The 14757-nt window shown below is 71.6% G+C and carries 12 protein-coding genes; 2 read left to right on the top strand and 10 right to left on the bottom strand.

All coding sequences use genetic code 11. The features are described 5' to 3' along the window. Positions 1-29 precede the first annotated feature (29 nt). Positions 30-1721, top strand: coding sequence for a DUF885 domain-containing protein (locus AOJ26_RS08735; protein ID WP_053847630.1), 1692 nt, complete (start codon positions 30-32; stop codon positions 1719-1721). Positions 1722-1841: 120 nt separating this feature from the next. On the opposite strand, the gene AOJ26_RS08730 is transcribed toward AOJ26_RS08735, so the two are convergent. Continuing rightward, the gene (locus AOJ26_RS08730) at positions 1842-2357 is read right to left on the bottom strand and encodes an immunity 21 family protein (protein ID WP_053847629.1); all 516 of its coding nucleotides are present in this window, start codon (positions 2355-2357) and stop codon (positions 1842-1844) included. Between the two features lie 71 nt (positions 2358-2428). Next, positions 2429-2914, bottom strand: a complete 486-nt coding sequence (locus AOJ26_RS08725; protein WP_179200192.1) for a rhodanese-like domain-containing protein — start codon at positions 2912-2914, stop codon at positions 2429-2431. Positions 2915-3008: 94 nt separating this feature from the next. Here AOJ26_RS08725 and AOJ26_RS08720 point away from each other — a divergent pair, with 94 nt between their 5' ends. Further along, on the top strand, positions 3009-3455 hold the full coding sequence (locus AOJ26_RS08720) for an Lrp/AsnC family transcriptional regulator (protein WP_053847628.1): 447 nt from the start codon (positions 3009-3011) through the stop codon (positions 3453-3455). A gap of 2 nt (positions 3456-3457) precedes the next feature. Here the strand turns inward: AOJ26_RS08720 and AOJ26_RS08715 are convergent, their stop codons facing one another. The 8 genes from AOJ26_RS08715 to AOJ26_RS08680 form a co-directional block, all read right to left on the bottom strand. Further along, positions 3458-6451: an AAA family ATPase gene (locus AOJ26_RS08715; protein ID WP_053847627.1), complete on the bottom strand. Its 2994-nt coding sequence runs from the start codon at positions 6449-6451 to the stop codon at positions 3458-3460. Next, a complete protein-coding gene (locus AOJ26_RS08710; RefSeq protein WP_053847626.1) occupies positions 6448-7611 on the bottom strand; it encodes an exonuclease SbcCD subunit D in 1164 nt (387 codons plus the stop codon). Before AOJ26_RS08710 ends, AOJ26_RS08715 begins: the two co-directional genes overlap by 4 nt. Positions 7612-7809: 198 nt before the next feature. Further along, on the bottom strand, positions 7810-8445 hold the full coding sequence (locus AOJ26_RS08705) for a DUF3105 domain-containing protein (RefSeq protein ID WP_053847625.1): 636 nt from the start codon (positions 8443-8445) through the stop codon (positions 7810-7812). Between the two features lie 107 nt (positions 8446-8552). After that, positions 8553-9602 carry an esterase/lipase family protein gene (locus AOJ26_RS08700; RefSeq protein ID WP_143663623.1) on the bottom strand — a complete coding sequence of 350 codons (1050 nt, stop codon included), beginning with the start codon at positions 9600-9602 and terminating at the stop codon, positions 8553-8555. Positions 9603-9706: 104 nt separating this feature from the next. Further along, positions 9707-11386, bottom strand: a complete 1680-nt coding sequence (locus AOJ26_RS08695; protein ID WP_053847623.1) for a nitrite/sulfite reductase — start codon at positions 11384-11386, stop codon at positions 9707-9709. A 52-nt stretch (positions 11387-11438) separates the two neighbouring features. Next, the gene (locus AOJ26_RS08690) at positions 11439-12638 is read right to left on the bottom strand and encodes a hypothetical protein (protein ID WP_053847622.1); all 1200 of its coding nucleotides are present in this window, start codon (positions 12636-12638) and stop codon (positions 11439-11441) included. Continuing rightward, complete coding sequence (locus AOJ26_RS08685) at positions 12635-14344, bottom strand: selenium-binding family protein (RefSeq protein ID WP_234358505.1); 1710 nt, start codon at positions 14342-14344, stop codon at positions 12635-12637. Before AOJ26_RS08685 ends, AOJ26_RS08690 begins: the two co-directional genes overlap by 4 nt. A gap of 108 nt (positions 14345-14452) precedes the next feature. Further along, a partial coding sequence (locus AOJ26_RS08680; RefSeq protein ID WP_324613971.1) for a CbiX/SirB N-terminal domain-containing protein occupies positions 14453-14757 on the bottom strand: 305 nt, incomplete at its 5' end.

Genomic DNA, 14757 nt, shown 5'->3' with positions numbered 1-14757 from the left:
CGCGAGGTCCGCGTACGAGGATGGTCCGCATGTCTGAGACTCAGAGCCCGCTTCCCCGTCAGGTCGCCGACACCTACGTCGACGAGCTCATCGCCCTCGATCCGGTCACCGGCACCTACCTGGGTGTGAAGGAGAGTTCGAGCAAACTGCCCGACACGTCGCCGGCGGGCCAGGAGGCGCTGGCGGAGCTCCAGCGGGCCACCCTCGCCCGGCTCGACGAGGCCGAGCGACGGCCCGGCGCGGACAGCGACATCGAGCGCCGGTGCGGCCGGCTGCTGCGGGAGCGGCTGACCGCCGAACTCGCGGTGCACGAGGCCGACGAGGGGCTGCGCGCGGTCGGCAACATGGCGACGCCCGCGCACTCGGTCCGCGAGGTCTTCACCGTGACGCCCAACCGGACCGAGGAGGACTGGGCGGCGATCGCCGAGCGGCTGCGTGCCGTGCCCACGGCGTACGCGGGCTACCGCGAGTCCCTCGCCCTCGGTCTGGAGCGCAAGCTGTACGCGGCTCCGCGCCCGACGGCCACCTTCGTCGAGCAGCTCACCGAGTGGGCGGACACCGACGGCAACGGCCGTGGCTGGTTCGAGGACTTCGTCTCGGCTGGACCCGAGTCGCTGCGGGCCGAGCTGGACGAGGCCGCCCGCGCGGCGACCGCCTCCGTGGTGGAGCTGCGCGACTGGATGCGGGACGTGTACACGCCGGCCGTCGAGGGCGCCCCCAACACGGTGGGCCGGGAGCGGTACGCCCGCTGGGCCCGCTACTTCAACGGCACGGACCTCGACCTGGACGAGGCGTACGCGTACGGCTGGTCCGAGTACCACCGGCTGCTCGGCGAGATGCGGCAGGAGGCCGAGAAGATCCTGCCGGGCGCCGCGACGCCGTGGGTGGCGCTCGCGCACCTCGACGAGCACGGCAAGCACATCGAGGGCGTCGACGAGGTGCGCGACTGGCTCCAGGGCCTGATGGACCAGGCGATCGACGCGCTGGACGGCACCCACTTCGAACTCGCCGAACGGGTGCGGAAGGTGGAGTCCTGCATCGCCCCGCCCGGCAGCGCGGCCGCCCCGTACTACACGCCCCCGTCGGAGGACTTCTCGCGTCCCGGCCGCACCTGGCTGCCGACGATGGGCCAGACCCGTTTCCCGGTCTACGACCTCGTCTCGACCTGGTACCACGAGGGCGTCCCCGGCCATCACCTCCAGCTCGCGCAGTGGGCCCACGTCGCGAAGAACCTCTCCCGCTACCAGGCGGTGGTCGGCGGGGTCAGCGCCAACGCCGAGGGCTGGGCGCTGTACGCGGAGCGCTTGATGGACGAGCTGGGCTTCCTGACCGATCCTGAGCAGCGGCTCGGCTACCTCGACGCGCAGATGATGCGGGCCGCCCGGGTCATCGTCGACATCGGCATGCACCTGGAGCTGGAGATCCCGGCGGACTCCCCCTTCCACCCCGGTGAGCGCTGGACACCCGAGCTGGCGCAGGAGTTCTTCGGCGCGCACAGCAGCCGTCCGGCGGACTTCGTGGAGAGCGAGCTGACCCGCTACCTGACGATTCCCGGCCAGGCGATCGGCTACAAGCTCGGTGAGCGGGCCTGGCTGCTGGGCCGGGAGAAGGCCCGGGAGCGGCACGGCGACGCCTTCGACCTCAAGGCCTGGCACATGGCGGCACTGTCGCAGGGCTCCCTGGGCCTCGACGACCTGGTGGACGAGCTGGCCCGGCTGTGATGCCTACGGCGGACCGGTACGGGAAGCCGCCGGCCGCCTGACCGAGCGACCGGCCCGCCTCGACGCCCCCCACCGGGCGACGGGGCGGGCCGGTCGGTCAGGTCCGCACGGCAGCGACCGTCAGTCCTGGAGCCGGCGCAGCTGGACCAGACCCAGCCAGGTCTCCGGGCCTGGGCGCACGTTGGCGGCGCGTACCGCGTACCGGCCGGGGGCGAGCGAGACCTTCAGGTGGTCGGTGCCGGCCGAGTCGTTGCCGGGCCAGGCCGCGTCGAAGAGGACGACCGGGCCGGGTACCGTCCAGCTCACCTCGTCCTCCCAGGCCGCGGTGGCGAGGGCGGCCGGGACCTCGGCGAGGAGTTCGTCCTCGGAGTCGGCGGCGCACCACCGTACGAAGGTGTCGTGCTCGGCGAGATAGGAGGTCGAGGCGGGTTCGTCCCCGAGGACCAGGGCCGCCGCGTCGCCGACCGGCAACAGGCCCACCGAGCCCTCGACTTCACAGGCCCGGTCGTAGTCGGAGGCCGTCTCGTCGCCGTCGGCTCCCGCCCAGAACGGCAGCACCGTCTCGGGCACCGCTATGAGCGGACCGCCGCCCGACTCCACCCACTCCACCGCGCCCGGCTCCGCGTATCGCACCATGGGCCAGAACCTACACGCACCGGAACCTCAGGGTTGCACCTGCACAGGAACCCCACCGGAATCCCCAGGACTCAACAGCCGCAGTCCTCGGAGTCGGCCGGTGCGGTCAACACGTCGGCGGCGCGCCGCTCCTGCCCCTCCCAGGTCTCGAACACGAAGCCCTCCCGCACCCAGTACTCGAATCCGCCGAGCATCTCCTTGACCTGGTAGCCGAGTTCGGCGAGGGCCAGTGCGGCGCGCGTGGCGCCGTTGCAGCCCGGGCCCCAGCAGTACGTCACCACCGGCACCGATCTGTCCAGGAGCTGTTCGGCCTGCTCGGGGATGAGGGCGGTGGGCAGGTGGACCGCGCCCGGAACGTGGCCCTGGTCCCAGGCGGCGGTGGAACGGGAGTCGAGGACCGCGAAGCCGGGGTCACCGTCCGCGGCGAGCGCGGCGGCGACGTCGGAGACGTCGGCGTGGAAGACCAGACTGGCGCGGAAGTAGGCGGCGGCCTCGGCCGGAGCGGCGGGGGCGACGCGCAGGACAGGGTTCGAGAGGAGCGAGGCGGTTGTCGTCATGGCCAGAAATCTACGGCCGCCGATCCACCACCTGAAGGGCGATTCCACGGCGGTGACCTTGCCCGGCCGGGGATTCCCCTGCTATTCCTCGGGCATGACCGCGTATTCCCCGGACGCCACCGACTGGCGCATCCTCGACGTCCTCCAGCGGGAGGGCCGGGCCAGTTTCGCCGAGCTGGCCCGTGCCGTCTCGATGTCCGCGAGCGCGGTCACCGAGCGGGTGCGGCGGCTGGAGGAGGCGGGCGTAATCCAGGGGTACGCCGCCGTCGTGGACCCCGACCGGCTCGGCCTGCCGATCCTCGCGTTCGTCCGCCTCCGGTACCCCAACGGCAACTACAAGCCCTTCCACGACCTGGTCTCCGTGACGCCCGAGATCCTGGAGGCGCACCACGTGACCGGCGACGACTGCTTCGTCATCAAGGTCGCCGCCCGCTCCATGCGGCACCTGGAGGAGGTGTCGGGCAGGATCGGCACCCTGGGCTCGGTGACCACGAGCGTCGTCTACTCCTCCCCGCTCCCCCGGCGGCCCGTGGGGCGCTGACCTCAGACTCCGCCGCGCTGTCTCAGCGCCGACCCCGACCGGCCCTTCACGACCTCCAGTTGGGCGTGGATGCGGCGGCGCAGATCGGCGACATGGCTCACGATGCCCACGCTGCGGTCGCGTTCCCGCAGGGAGTCCAGGACGTCGAGGACCTCGTCCAGGGTCTGGTCGTCGAGGCTGCCGAAGCCCTCGTCGATGAAGAGGGTGTCGAGCCGGACCCCGCCCGCCTCGTCGGTGACGACGTCCGCGAGGCCGAGGGCCAGGGCGAGGGACGCGAAGAAGGTCTCGCCGCCCGACAGCGTGGCCGTGTCCCGCTCACGCCCCGTCCAGGCGTCGACGACGTGCAGCCCGAGTCCGCTGCGGCCGCGGCCGGTGCGGTCGTCGGAGTGGACGAGGGTGTAACGGCCCGACGACATCCGTTGCAGACGTGCGGTCGCGGCGGCCGCCACCTGCTCCAGGCGGGCCGCGAGCACATAGGACTCCAGGCGCATCTTGCGTTCGTTGTCCGCGGAGGTGCCCGCGGCGAGCGCGGACAGGCGGGCCACCCGGTCGTACTCGTCGCGCAGCGGCGCCAGACGCCTGAGGCCGGTGGCCGTGCGGGCGGAGAGCCGGTCGAGTTCCGCGCAGCGCCGGGCGGCCGCGTCGAGCGCGGAGGCGGCCTCGCGGACCCGGCGGCCCGCGTCGGCGGCGGCCCGCTCGGCCGCGAGGACGTCGGCGGGCGGCCGCCGGGCCGCCTCGGCGGTCTCGGACTCGGCGAGCACGGCCCGTACGGCGGCCTCCTCGGTCTGCCAGGCGTCCAGCCGGTGCTGGAGGTCGCGGTGGGCCGCCTCGTCGAGGAGGGCGGCGGCCGCGGCCTGCGGGGTCTCGAAGCCGGCCCGGAAGGCGGCGTCGGCGAGGCGGGCGTCGGCGTCCTTGAGCCGCTGGGCGGTGTCCTCGGCGGCACGCGCGGTGTCGGCGGCGTCGGTGAGCAGCGCGGCCTGCCGTTCGAGCTGGGCGGCGCGGGCGGCCACACTGTCGGCGGCACCGCGCGCTTCGGCCAACTCCGCTTCCAGGGTGATGCGTTGCCGGTCCAGGGCGTCCCGGCGGGCGCCGCGGGAGGCGGTGCGCACGGCGGCCTCCTGCTGGGCGGTCAGGCGTCGTTCGCGCTCCCGCTCGGCCTGCCGTAGCTGTTCCGTCGCGGTGTGCAGGGCCGAGGCGAGGGTGCGGACCCGGGCGTACTCGCGCTCCAGCTCGTCCACCTGGGCGGCGAGGTCCTCGGTGGAGGTGTCGCCGGCCTCGCCCTGGGCGGCGGCCAGCGCCCGCTGGACGAAGGCGAGGCGCCGCTCGGCCTCGGCCCGCTGCTCGTCGGCGTGCTGCGAGGTGGCGAGCGCCCGCTCCTCGGTCTCCCGGTCGACGTGCCCGGCGTCCTTGCGGGCGGGGGCGGGATGCTCGGTGGCGCCGCAGACCGCGCAGGGCTCACCGTCGGTGAGCTGTGCGGCCAGCTCGGCGGCGATGCCGTTCAGCCGCCGCTCCTTGACGTCCAGCCAGTCGGCGCGGGCCCTCTGCGCCCGGTCCGTCGCGTCGATGACCTGCTGCTGGGCGTCGTCGGTGTCCCGGGCGAACTGGTCGCGCTGGCGTGCGGCGGCGAGCCGCCTGCGGGCGGGCTCCCGCTGCACGTCGAGCTGTTCGGCCCGGTTGACCGCCTCCTGGGCCGAATCGACGGCGTGCTGGAGACCCGCGCGGGTCTCCTCCCAGCCGGCCAGCCACGCCTCGGCCTCCTGGAGGACGTCCTCGTCGGAGCGCTCCTCGTCGTCCAGGTCGGCGCGTTCGCGGACGAGTTCGGTCAGCTGCCGCTCGGCGCGCCGGGCCGCGTCCAGGCCGCCCAGTTCCTCGGCCGCCCGGCGCGCGGCGCTCGCGAGTCCGGCGGCGCCCGCCCCGGCGAAGGTCTCCGGCAGCAGCCCCCGCGCGCGTGTCTCGGCCTCGGCCGCCCTGCGGTGCTCGGCCTCGGCCGCCTCCCGCAGCTCCAGCGCGGGCGCCACCGCCTCCGCCTTGCGGGCCCGCTCCATCCGGGCCTGCGCCTGGTGGTAGCCATCCGCCCGCTCCGCGAGCAGCGCGGCCCGCTCACGTGCCTGGGTGAACCGGCGCTGAAGCCGGTCCAGTTCGCGTACGTCGGCCAGGGCGCGCTCGGCGGCGGCCTGGGCGGACTCGGCGGCACCCAGTCCGCAGTGGGCGATCGTCACCTGCTCGCGGGCGGTGCTGCGGGCGACGGCGGCCGCGCCCAGGACGGCCTCGGCCAGACCCGGCTCACCGGGTGCGAGCTCGGGCAGCTCCATGGCGCCGCCGGCCGCCTGCTGCATGCGGTGCGCGTCGGCCAGCAGCGCCGCGTCCCCTTCACGGACCTGTGCTTCGGCGGCCCGGCGGCGCTCGGCCAGCCGCTTCTCGACCTCGGCGAACCGGTGGGTGTCGAAGAGGCGTCCGAGCAGTCTGCCGCGCGCCTCGGCGTCGGCCCGCAGGAAGCGCGCGAAGTCACCCTGGGGCAACAGCACGACCTGGCAGAACTGTTCGCGGCTCATGCCGAGGAGCTGGGTGATCTCCTCGCCGATCTCCTGGTGGGACCGGCTCAGGTCCTTCCAGGCCCCGGCGGACCCGTCGTACTCGCGCAGCCAGCTCTGCGCCTTGTCGAGTGTCGTACCGCTGCCGCGCTTCTTGGGGCGCTCCCACGGGGGTTGCCGGGTGATCTCCAACCGGCGCCCCGCCACGGTCAGTTCGAGACGGATCTCCGTGCGGGTGCCGGGGGCGGCGTGATCGCTGCGCAGGGCCGTGCCCTGGCCGCTCTGCCGGGCCCCGGGCACGGAGCCGTAGAGCGCGTAGCAGACGGCGTCGAGCACGGAGGTCTTTCCGGCGCCCGTGGGCCCGTGCAGGAGGAACAGCCCGGCTGCCGACAGCTCGTCGAAGTCGACCGTCTGGGAACCGCCGAACGGTCCGAACGCGGTGATGTCCAGCCGGTGCAGCCTCACCGGGCCACCTCCCGCACGGCCTCGTCCGCGCGCACGGCGTCCAACGCGTCCCGCAGCACGGCCTGTTCCCGCTCGTCGGGCCCGGCGCCCCGCACGTGTGCCACGAAGTCCTCGGCGATCTCCTGGTCGCTGCGCCCGGCCAGCCGCCTGGCGTACGACACGTCGGGGTCGTCCGGCGCCCGTTCGGGATCGAACACCAGGCTGAGGGTGTGCGGGAAGCGCTCGCAGAGACGGGCCATGGGTTCGGCCGGGCGGACCGGGTCGGTGAGGGTCGCCTCGATCCAGGCATCCTCCTGCGGCACGAGCCGCGGGTCGGCGAGCAGCTCCTCCAGCGTCCCGCGGATCCGGGCCAGCGACCGCGGCACCGGGCAGTCGACGCGCTCGGCGGTGACCGCGCCCTCGGCGTCCAGGTCGACGAGCCACATGCTCTTGCGGTGGTCGGTCTCCGAGAAGGAGTACGGCAGCGGGGAGCCGGAGTAGCGCACGCGCTCGGTGATGGTCTGGCTGCCGTGCAGGTGCCCGAGGGCCGCGTAGTCGACGCCGTCGAAGACACCGGCGGGCACCGCGGCCACTCCTCCCACCGTGATGTCCCGCTCGCTGTCGCTGGCCTCGCCGCCGGTGACGAAGGCATGGGCGAGGACGACCGACCGGGTCCCCGGCGCGCGCGTCGCGAGGTCGGCGCGGACCCGGTCCATGGCGGCGGCGAGCACGGCCTCGTGGCCCGCCTTCCGCACTCCGAACTCGTCCTTCACCAGGGCGGGTTCGAGATAGGGCAGCCCGTAGAAGGCGACGTCGCCATGGGAGTCGGAGAGCACCACGGGAGTTCCGCAGGCCGCGGGCTCGGTCCGCAGATGGATGCCGGCGCGCCCGATGAGTCCCGCGCCGACGCCGAGGCGGCGGGCGGAGTCGTGGTTGCCGGAGATCATCACCGTCGGCACGCCGAGGTCGGCGAGCCGGTGCAGGGCGTCGTCGAACAGCTCGACCGCGGCGAGCGGCGGCACCGCACGGTCGTACACGTCCCCCGACACGACCACCGCGTCCACGGCGTGCTCGCGCACGGTGGTGACGAGGTGACCGATGAACTCGGCCTGGGCCCCGAGCATGTTGACCCGGTGGAACGCGCGGCCGAGATGCCAGTCGGAGGTGTGCAATATTTTCATGACATCCCCCCGACCAACACGATTGCCCCTATTGCACCTCTGGTCCCAATGCGAACCAACCCGGGGTTCGCGGTCACCGCTCGCCACGCTAACGCATGTCACCCCTGATCCCTCACTCACCTCGGAGCACCGTGATGACGGTTCGCTTCAAGGACCGGGCGTCACCGCCCGCTGGACGGGGGATTTTGCCGCGGGGGCTCATGAGGCCTTCCCACCGGTGCACGCGGCTCCCGGCTCCGGAGTCTGCCCACCCTGGACGTACTTGGTGAGGAACTCGGCCACCCGCGGATCGGATTCCCGCTCCACATCGAGACGGTGGCCCCAGGCGGTCAGTGAGATGGGCGACGACTGACCCGGATACGGACTCATCAGCGTGTAAGGCGTCCGGGCCACCTTGGCGGCAAGGGCCTTGACGTCCGGTGCGGTGGCCTTGGCGTTGTAGGTGACCCAGACCGCGCCGTGCTCCAACGAGTGGACGGCGTTCTCGTTCCGGACCGGCGCGCGGTAGACGTCGCCGTCACAGTTCTGCCAGACAGGTGCATGATCGCCGCCCGCGGGCGGGGTCATGGGGTAGTCGACCTTTGTCTCGACATGGGTACGCCCCAGCTTCGACCACGTCTTCTCGCCCCGGACAGGCGCTTCGGCAGCCTTTTCCTTGTCGTGGGCGGCATCGACGAGATACCAGCCGCCGCCTGTGACCGCAGCGAGGATCACAGCAGACACGGTGACGGTGATGACGCGCGCACGATGCTCACGTGCCTTTTCGGCTCGGCGTTTCTCCTCTATGTGTGCACGACGGGCCGCGGCCCTGTTCCGGGAATTGGCGGTACTCATGGTGAAGGTCCTTCGCCGGCGGCGTCCTGGGGATTCGCGGCATTCGTCGCCCGCCGGAGTACGGGTGCCTCCGGCAGGCGACGGACGAGCCTGTCGCCCTTGAGGGCTCAGCCCTCGTCGAGCACGTTCTCGGCGTAGGGACGCAGCGGCGGTTCCGCCGTGGTGCGAGGTCCGCCGAGACCTCGTGTATAGGGCGTCATCACGTACGTGAAGTAGTTCTTCTCGAAGGACTTCATGTCGATGCCGGGCATGACGAAGCCGGGCATCCCTTCCCGGTCGCACACGGACGCCGGAACACGTTCGGGTACGGCCGCGCCCCGATGCTTGATCGCATCCTGCACGAGTGCGTACACGACCGAATCAGCCGACAGCATGTGGTGCTCCATCATCCGGCCGGGGCACACCTTCTGCAGACCGATGTTGGCCGCGCCTGCCAGGTTCGTCGCCACGCCGGCGGGCTGCACGAGCTGGTCGGCCTCACCGTAGATCACCGTGTAGGACGGCCCCTCGGGAAGCGACTTCTTGTGCAGGGCCCGGAGGAAGCGGGAGCCCTCGCCGTTCTGCCAGAGAGCCGGCTGGCAACTCGGCTGAGCCATGCACAGTCCCTTGTTCAGCAAGGTCCCCTGGAACGGTGTGCCCATGCTGATCACGTCGTCGACCTTGCCGGCCATGTCGGGCCAGAAATGCAGGGCCCAGATCGGCAGCACCCCGCCGATGCTGTGCGAGAGCGTCGTGACCTTCGAGTGGTGGCGTGCGGCCATGGTGCGAATGCCGTGAATCACGAACTCGACGTTGGTCTGTTCGTCCCCGTGCTGGTGCTCCGGGAAGTCGATCATGCAGACGGGATGCCCCTGGGCGGGCAGGAGCTTCCAGTAGCTCCAGGAGAAGTCCTCCCGCGGGTCGGTACCGAACCCGGTGATCAGCAGGACGGGCCGCTGCGTGACCTTCTTGGGCGTTCGACAGACGAGCGACTTGTCCAGTTCCTTGGTCGGCGTGACAAGCGCGGGGCCGCCGGCGTCGGACAGCGTCTGGCGGGCGGGCCCCGGTTCGTGGGAGGACTGGGCCGAGGCTGAGGGCTGGATGAAGACGAACAGCAGGGACAGGAATGCGGTCAGGGCACTGCCCAGCCGCAAGGCGCTGCGCCATTGGGGTCTCACGGTCTTCTCCTCCGGTCGGAAGGTGATGGCGGTGGGGGCGATGCGGGTGTCTCAGGGGCGTCAGTCAGGCGCGGTGGCCGGGTGGTCATAGGTGGTCGAGGTCATCAGTGGTCGAGGTCACGTGCGGTCCACTGGGCGAAGGACTCGGACTCGTCCTTGCGGTCTCTGAGATAGCGGCGGACCAAGCCCTCCACGAAGTCCGGAAGTTCGGCTGCGGATGTCTTCAGCCCTCGGGGCTTTCTGCCGAACTCACTGCTCTGGCCCTGTGCCAGGGCCAGGCCGCCACCGAGATGGACCTGGAAGCCCTCGCTCTGCCGACCCGACGCGTCGGTGACGAGCTGACCCTTGAGACCGATGTCGGCGACCTGGGTGCGGGCGCAGGCATTCGGACAGCCGTTCACGTTGATGCTCAGGTCGACCGGCGCGTCGGGGAGTCGCCGTTCCAATTCCTCGACGAGCCGGGCGGCTCGCTGCTTGGTCTCGACGATGGCCAGCTTGCAGAACTCGATGCCGGTACAGGCCATGGTGTTGCGCCGCCACGGTGACGGGTGGGCCTCGAGTCCCAGGCCGTGGAGGTCGCGTACCAACCTGTCCGGCTCCGCCACGTCGAGAACCAGGAGCTTCTGATAAGGCGTGAGCCTGATCCGGTTCGTTCCGTGTGCCTCCATGAGATCGGCGAGTGCTGCCAGACGGGTGCCGGACAGCCGGCCGACCACGGGCGCGGCACCTACGTAGTACAGATCGTCCTTCTGCCGGTGAACCCCCATGTGGTCGATGGGAGCGCCGGGCAACCGCGGGGCCGGTCCATCGGTCAGAGCGCGCCCGAGGTACTCCTGCTCCAGTACCTCGCGGAACCGCTGCACCCCCCAGTCAGCGACGAGATACTTCAGGCGTGCCCGGTTGCGCAGCCTGCGGTAGCCGTAGTCCCGGAACAGCCGGGTCACCGCCAGCCAGGTGTCCGGCACCTCCGCCAGTGGCACCCACGCACCGACCCGGTCGGCGAGCCGTGGCGCCGTGGACAGACCGCCGCCCACCCACAGGTCGAACCCGGGGCCCAGCTCGGGGTGGTCGGCCCCCAGGAAGGCGATGTCATTGGTCTCATAGGGGACATCCGGCAGCCAGGAGATCACCGACTTGAACTTGCGCGGCAGGTTCGACAGCGTCGGGTCGCCGACGTAGGAGTCGACGATCGAGCGGATCGCCGGCGTGGGATCCAGCACCTCGTCCCGGGAGACGCCCGCCACCGGACTGCCCAGCACGACCCGCGGGCAGTCTCCGCATGCCTCGGTGGTGGAAAGACCGACGGCTTCCAGGCGCCGCCATATCTCCGGCATGTCCTCGATGCGCACCCAGTGGAACTGGACGTTCTGCCGGTCGGTCAGGTCGGCGGTGTCCCGGGCGAAGTCCCTCGACAGCTCCGCGACCGTCCGCAGCTGCTGAAGATCCAGTTGGCCGCCGTCGATCCGGACGCGGAGCATGAAGTACTCGTCGTCGAGCTCCTCGGGCGGCAGTACCGCGGTGCGCCCGCCGTCGATGCCCGGACGGCGCTGGGTGTAGAGGCCCCACCACCGGAACCTGCCCCGCAGATCCTCCGGGTCGATCCCGGCGAACCCCGTGCGGGCATAGACGTGCTCGATCCGTTCGCGCACTCGAAGGGGGTCCTCGTCCTTCTTCATCCGCTCGTTGGCGTTGAGCGGGGTCCGGGAGCCCTTGGCCCACTGTCCTTCGTCACGAGGCTGTGCCGCACGGCTGCCCGGGGCACGGCCTTTCGCCGCAGATGTCATCGGTCGTCCTCTCTCGGTCCGCGCGCATGCCGACGCGGGTGCGGGCGGTGCGTCACGAGGCCCTCAGAACCCCGGAGACCGGGGTGATCAGCCCCTCCGGCAACCAGTCGGCGCGGGCCGTGCCGTGATGTCCGCCTGTGCCGCTGCTTCCGGGAATGCGCGCCACCGACGCGGCGTACAGGAGAACCGGGGACCGGTGCGTGGTCTCGTCGCGCGCACTCAGCCAGGACTCGTAGCCGGCCGCCGTGGGAGCGGCGCTCGGCCAGAGCCGCGCCAGATCCGCGACGTACCGCATCGGCTGGTCCGAGCGCGGTGCGTACCGCAGCGGAAGAACCTGTCCGGCCGCGGGCTGAAGGAGCGGCGTGGTCAGCAGCCACGGCGCCAGATAGGCGCCACGCGCCTTGGAGCGCCCCGCGGCCACGTCCCGGAGCGCGGAGTCCGCGCCCTGCCAGCCCGAGACGATCACCAGCGGGTGGCCGGCCCGGGGAGTGGCCGAGATGGAGATGCCCTCCCTGTCGGCCGCGGCACGGATCACTGCGGCGGCCGCAGTGCCCCGCGGCGACTCGTCCGCGACCAGTGCGAGAGCGCGCTCCCCACGCTGGGCCACGAACTTCACCGTCGCGCGCAGGGCCTCGGTGTCCGCGGTCGAGAGCCGGTCCGCGGGGCATGTCGTGAGAGGTCGGGCCACACCGGCCGCAAGGGCCCCGAGGGCGCTGCTCGCGCACTCGGGACCGTCCGCGCCGCGCAACGCGGGCAGCGCTCTGCCCGTGTCGTCACCCGTGTCCACCGTCAGCGAGCCCGAGAGCCCGCCCGCGGAGACCCACAGACTGCTGCGGCCCGCGGGCAGCGTCACACCGGCCCAGGTGTGCCTGCTGCCCGGCCTTGGCTCGCCCGGCGTGAGCCGGTCGCGCGTGGTGCCGACCGACACCTCGTCGGCGTCCACCGCCACCAGGTTGAAGCCGGGACGGTTCGGCACCACCAGGACCGGAACCTGACGGGCTCCGAGCTGCACCGAACCCCGCACCGGCACCCCGGCCTCAGCCGTATCCTTCGACGAGCCGCCGGGGCGGACTGCCATGCCCGCGAGCGCGGCGCAGACCAGCACGGTGACGAAGAAGACCGCGCTCGTCGACCTGCGCCGCAGCCGTCCATTGCGCAGCAGCATCACGCCGGCGAACAGACCGGCTACCAGGACCAGCGTGCCGAGCAGCACGCCGGCCACCGGTGCGCCGTACGGTGCTGCCGTGCTCACCGCAGGACTTTGTCGCTGACGACGAACAGGACTCCGTGCGCCCGGGCGTTCCCGTACGAACCGTGCGGCCAGGACTGCCGGTTGAGATTGACGCAGGGCTGTCGCGTCACTTCGTCGCGGAACGTGCGGTCCAGCGCGGGCTTTCCGTTCTCGGCGAGCGTGAACATGCACACCCGGTGGTCACCACCGCCGCCGAAGGAACCGGCGATGAAGTAGTTGGAGGTCGCGAACCGCTTGACGGACTTGGTCTCGCGGTAGGTGCCCTGCGCGTCCCGCGCGAAGTTGTCCATCGCCCCCCAGTGCGGACCGCCGTCCGTGGTGTCCCGGATGGGCACCGCGCCGGCGAGCTCCGGGCAGTCGCTCTCGGCACCGCCCGCGGTGACCTCCTTCAGCTGGTCGACGGAACAGCGCACCTTCTTCCCGGCCTTGAGGAGCTTTCGGATGTCGAGCACGTAGACCATGCCCGTCGTCTTGTCGAGGGGCGTGCCGTACGGCGTCGACTGACCCATGACGGTGTGGAACAGGTATCGGTCGTCCGGACTGACCGCCAGCCAGCTGGAGTTGTCACCGCCGCCCGTGACCGATGCGTCCGAGGTGAACGTACGGTAGGCGGTGGTGTCGTCGAAGACCTCTCGCCACTGGGGCTTCGGCGCGGTGATGTCGGGCGTGTAGAAGACCGCCCCGCCGGACATGGAGGAGACGAAGGCGCCCCGTTGGTGGCGTCCGTTGGTCATGGCGGTCTCCATCAGGACACGCGACTCGCCGAATGCGGGATGGTCCTCCTGCGCGGCACGCGGCCCGTCGTGCACCTTGCTGACGGAGAGCAGCTTCGGATCGTCACGGTCACCGATGTCGAAGACGCGCACGCTCTGCCTGGCGACCTTCTCACCGCCCTCGGGCAATGGCTCGCCGGGCGGCGGGACACTGCGCGACTCCGTGAAGTCACTGGCCACCAGGATGTCGAGGTCCTCGCGCAGGGCGAGGCCGTGTGGGTTCGCGCACGTCGCCTTTGAGATCACCGGGCTGTTGGCGCACTGTTCCGGATCCTCGGCCTCCTTGTTGGCGGCCGGGATCTCGGCAATGGTCCGGCCGTCGGTGCCGATCCGGACGATCTCGCCCGGAGATCCAGCAGCACCGTTGCCCTCGCGCACCTCGCCATTGGTGTAGGTGCACGGGCCCGCCACGTTGGGACCGCCGAGCATGGTGGCGTAGGCCGTTCCGTCGCTGAGGACCTGATAGGCGTCCGGCAGAGTCCCGCACGGAGTGTCGGTGGGGGCGTTGACACCGCTCAGCCGGACGGCCGGCAGCGCGCTCGTGTCGAAGACGAAGGTGGTGTCCGACATGATTCCGCTGGCGTAGAGCCGATCACCCTTGTGCCAGGTGTACTGCATGTGGTGCGGTTCGTTGCCCTTGCCGGGCCCCATGGTCACCGTGTTGACGACCTTGCCGTAATGGCGGGAACCCGGTGTCGCGTCGATGACCGCGAGGAAGTCGGGCGCCGAGGGGTCGTCAGGGCCGCTCCAGGCGAGCAGCCACTCGCGGCCCGCGCCTCCGGCCGCCTTGGTCAGGTGGTTGGTCGCGGTGTAGGTGATGCCGTCGGACGCGGTGAACCGTGACGTGCTGGTGGTGACCCGCCCGTCGGTGGTCCTCTCGTCGTCGGCCTGACCGGCTCCGGTCATGAGACCTGTGGTCAGTCCGGCTGCCACGAGACAGACCGTCAATCGCCCGACGGGCCTGCCGCGCCGGGATCCGATAGCTCTCATGCGTGCACATGCCCCTCTCGTGGACCTGCTCGGAACTGCTTGATCGGCCTGTCAGGGATGAAGGCGTAAAGAGGTGGATCGCTTTGCTTCCGCACCGTCCCAGACAGCGCTGACTGGGGACTGATGATCGGCTGGCGCCGTGCTGACGGCCGCGTCGTAGCGCTCCAGCAGCACTCGGGCGACCTCGGGGGCGGGGCCCAGCACCTCGGCCAGGACGTCCGCGTCGGCGGCGCCGCGTGCGATGCGGTCGGGCAGGAACCCGGGGGCGAGGACGTACGGTGCCACGGCCACCTTCGCGCAGCCCAGGGACCGCAGTTCCCGTACCGCGTCCTGGGTGCGGGGCAGGGCCGCGGAGG

Source organism: Streptomyces sp. NRRL B-24085 (assembly GCF_001282115.1).
GTDB lineage: Bacteria > Actinomycetota > Actinomycetes > Streptomycetales > Streptomycetaceae > Streptomyces.
The sequence above is the reverse complement of the archived record's forward strand: the minus strand, read 5'-3'. Positions and strand labels throughout refer to the sequence as shown.

Coding starts and splice junctions, on each gene's coding strand:
- AOJ26_RS08735 (WP_053847630.1), top strand. CDS start 30: ATGTCTGAGACTCAGAGCCCGCTTCCCCGTCAGGTCGCCGACACCTAC.
- AOJ26_RS08730 (WP_053847629.1), bottom strand. CDS start 2,357: ATGGTGCGATACGCGGAGCCGGGCGCGGTGGAGTGGGTGGAGTCGGGC.
- AOJ26_RS08725 (WP_179200192.1), bottom strand. CDS start 2,914: ATGACGACAACCGCCTCGCTCCTCTCGAACCCTGTCCTGCGCGTCGCC.
- AOJ26_RS08720 (WP_053847628.1), top strand. CDS start 3,009: ATGACCGCGTATTCCCCGGACGCCACCGACTGGCGCATCCTCGACGTC.
- AOJ26_RS08710 (WP_053847626.1), bottom strand. CDS start 7,611: ATGAAAATATTGCACACCTCCGACTGGCATCTCGGCCGCGCGTTCCAC.
- AOJ26_RS08705 (WP_053847625.1), bottom strand. CDS start 8,445: ATGAGTACCGCCAATTCCCGGAACAGGGCCGCGGCCCGTCGTGCACAC.
- AOJ26_RS08695 (WP_053847623.1), bottom strand. CDS start 11,386: ATGACATCTGCGGCGAAAGGCCGTGCCCCGGGCAGCCGTGCGGCACAG.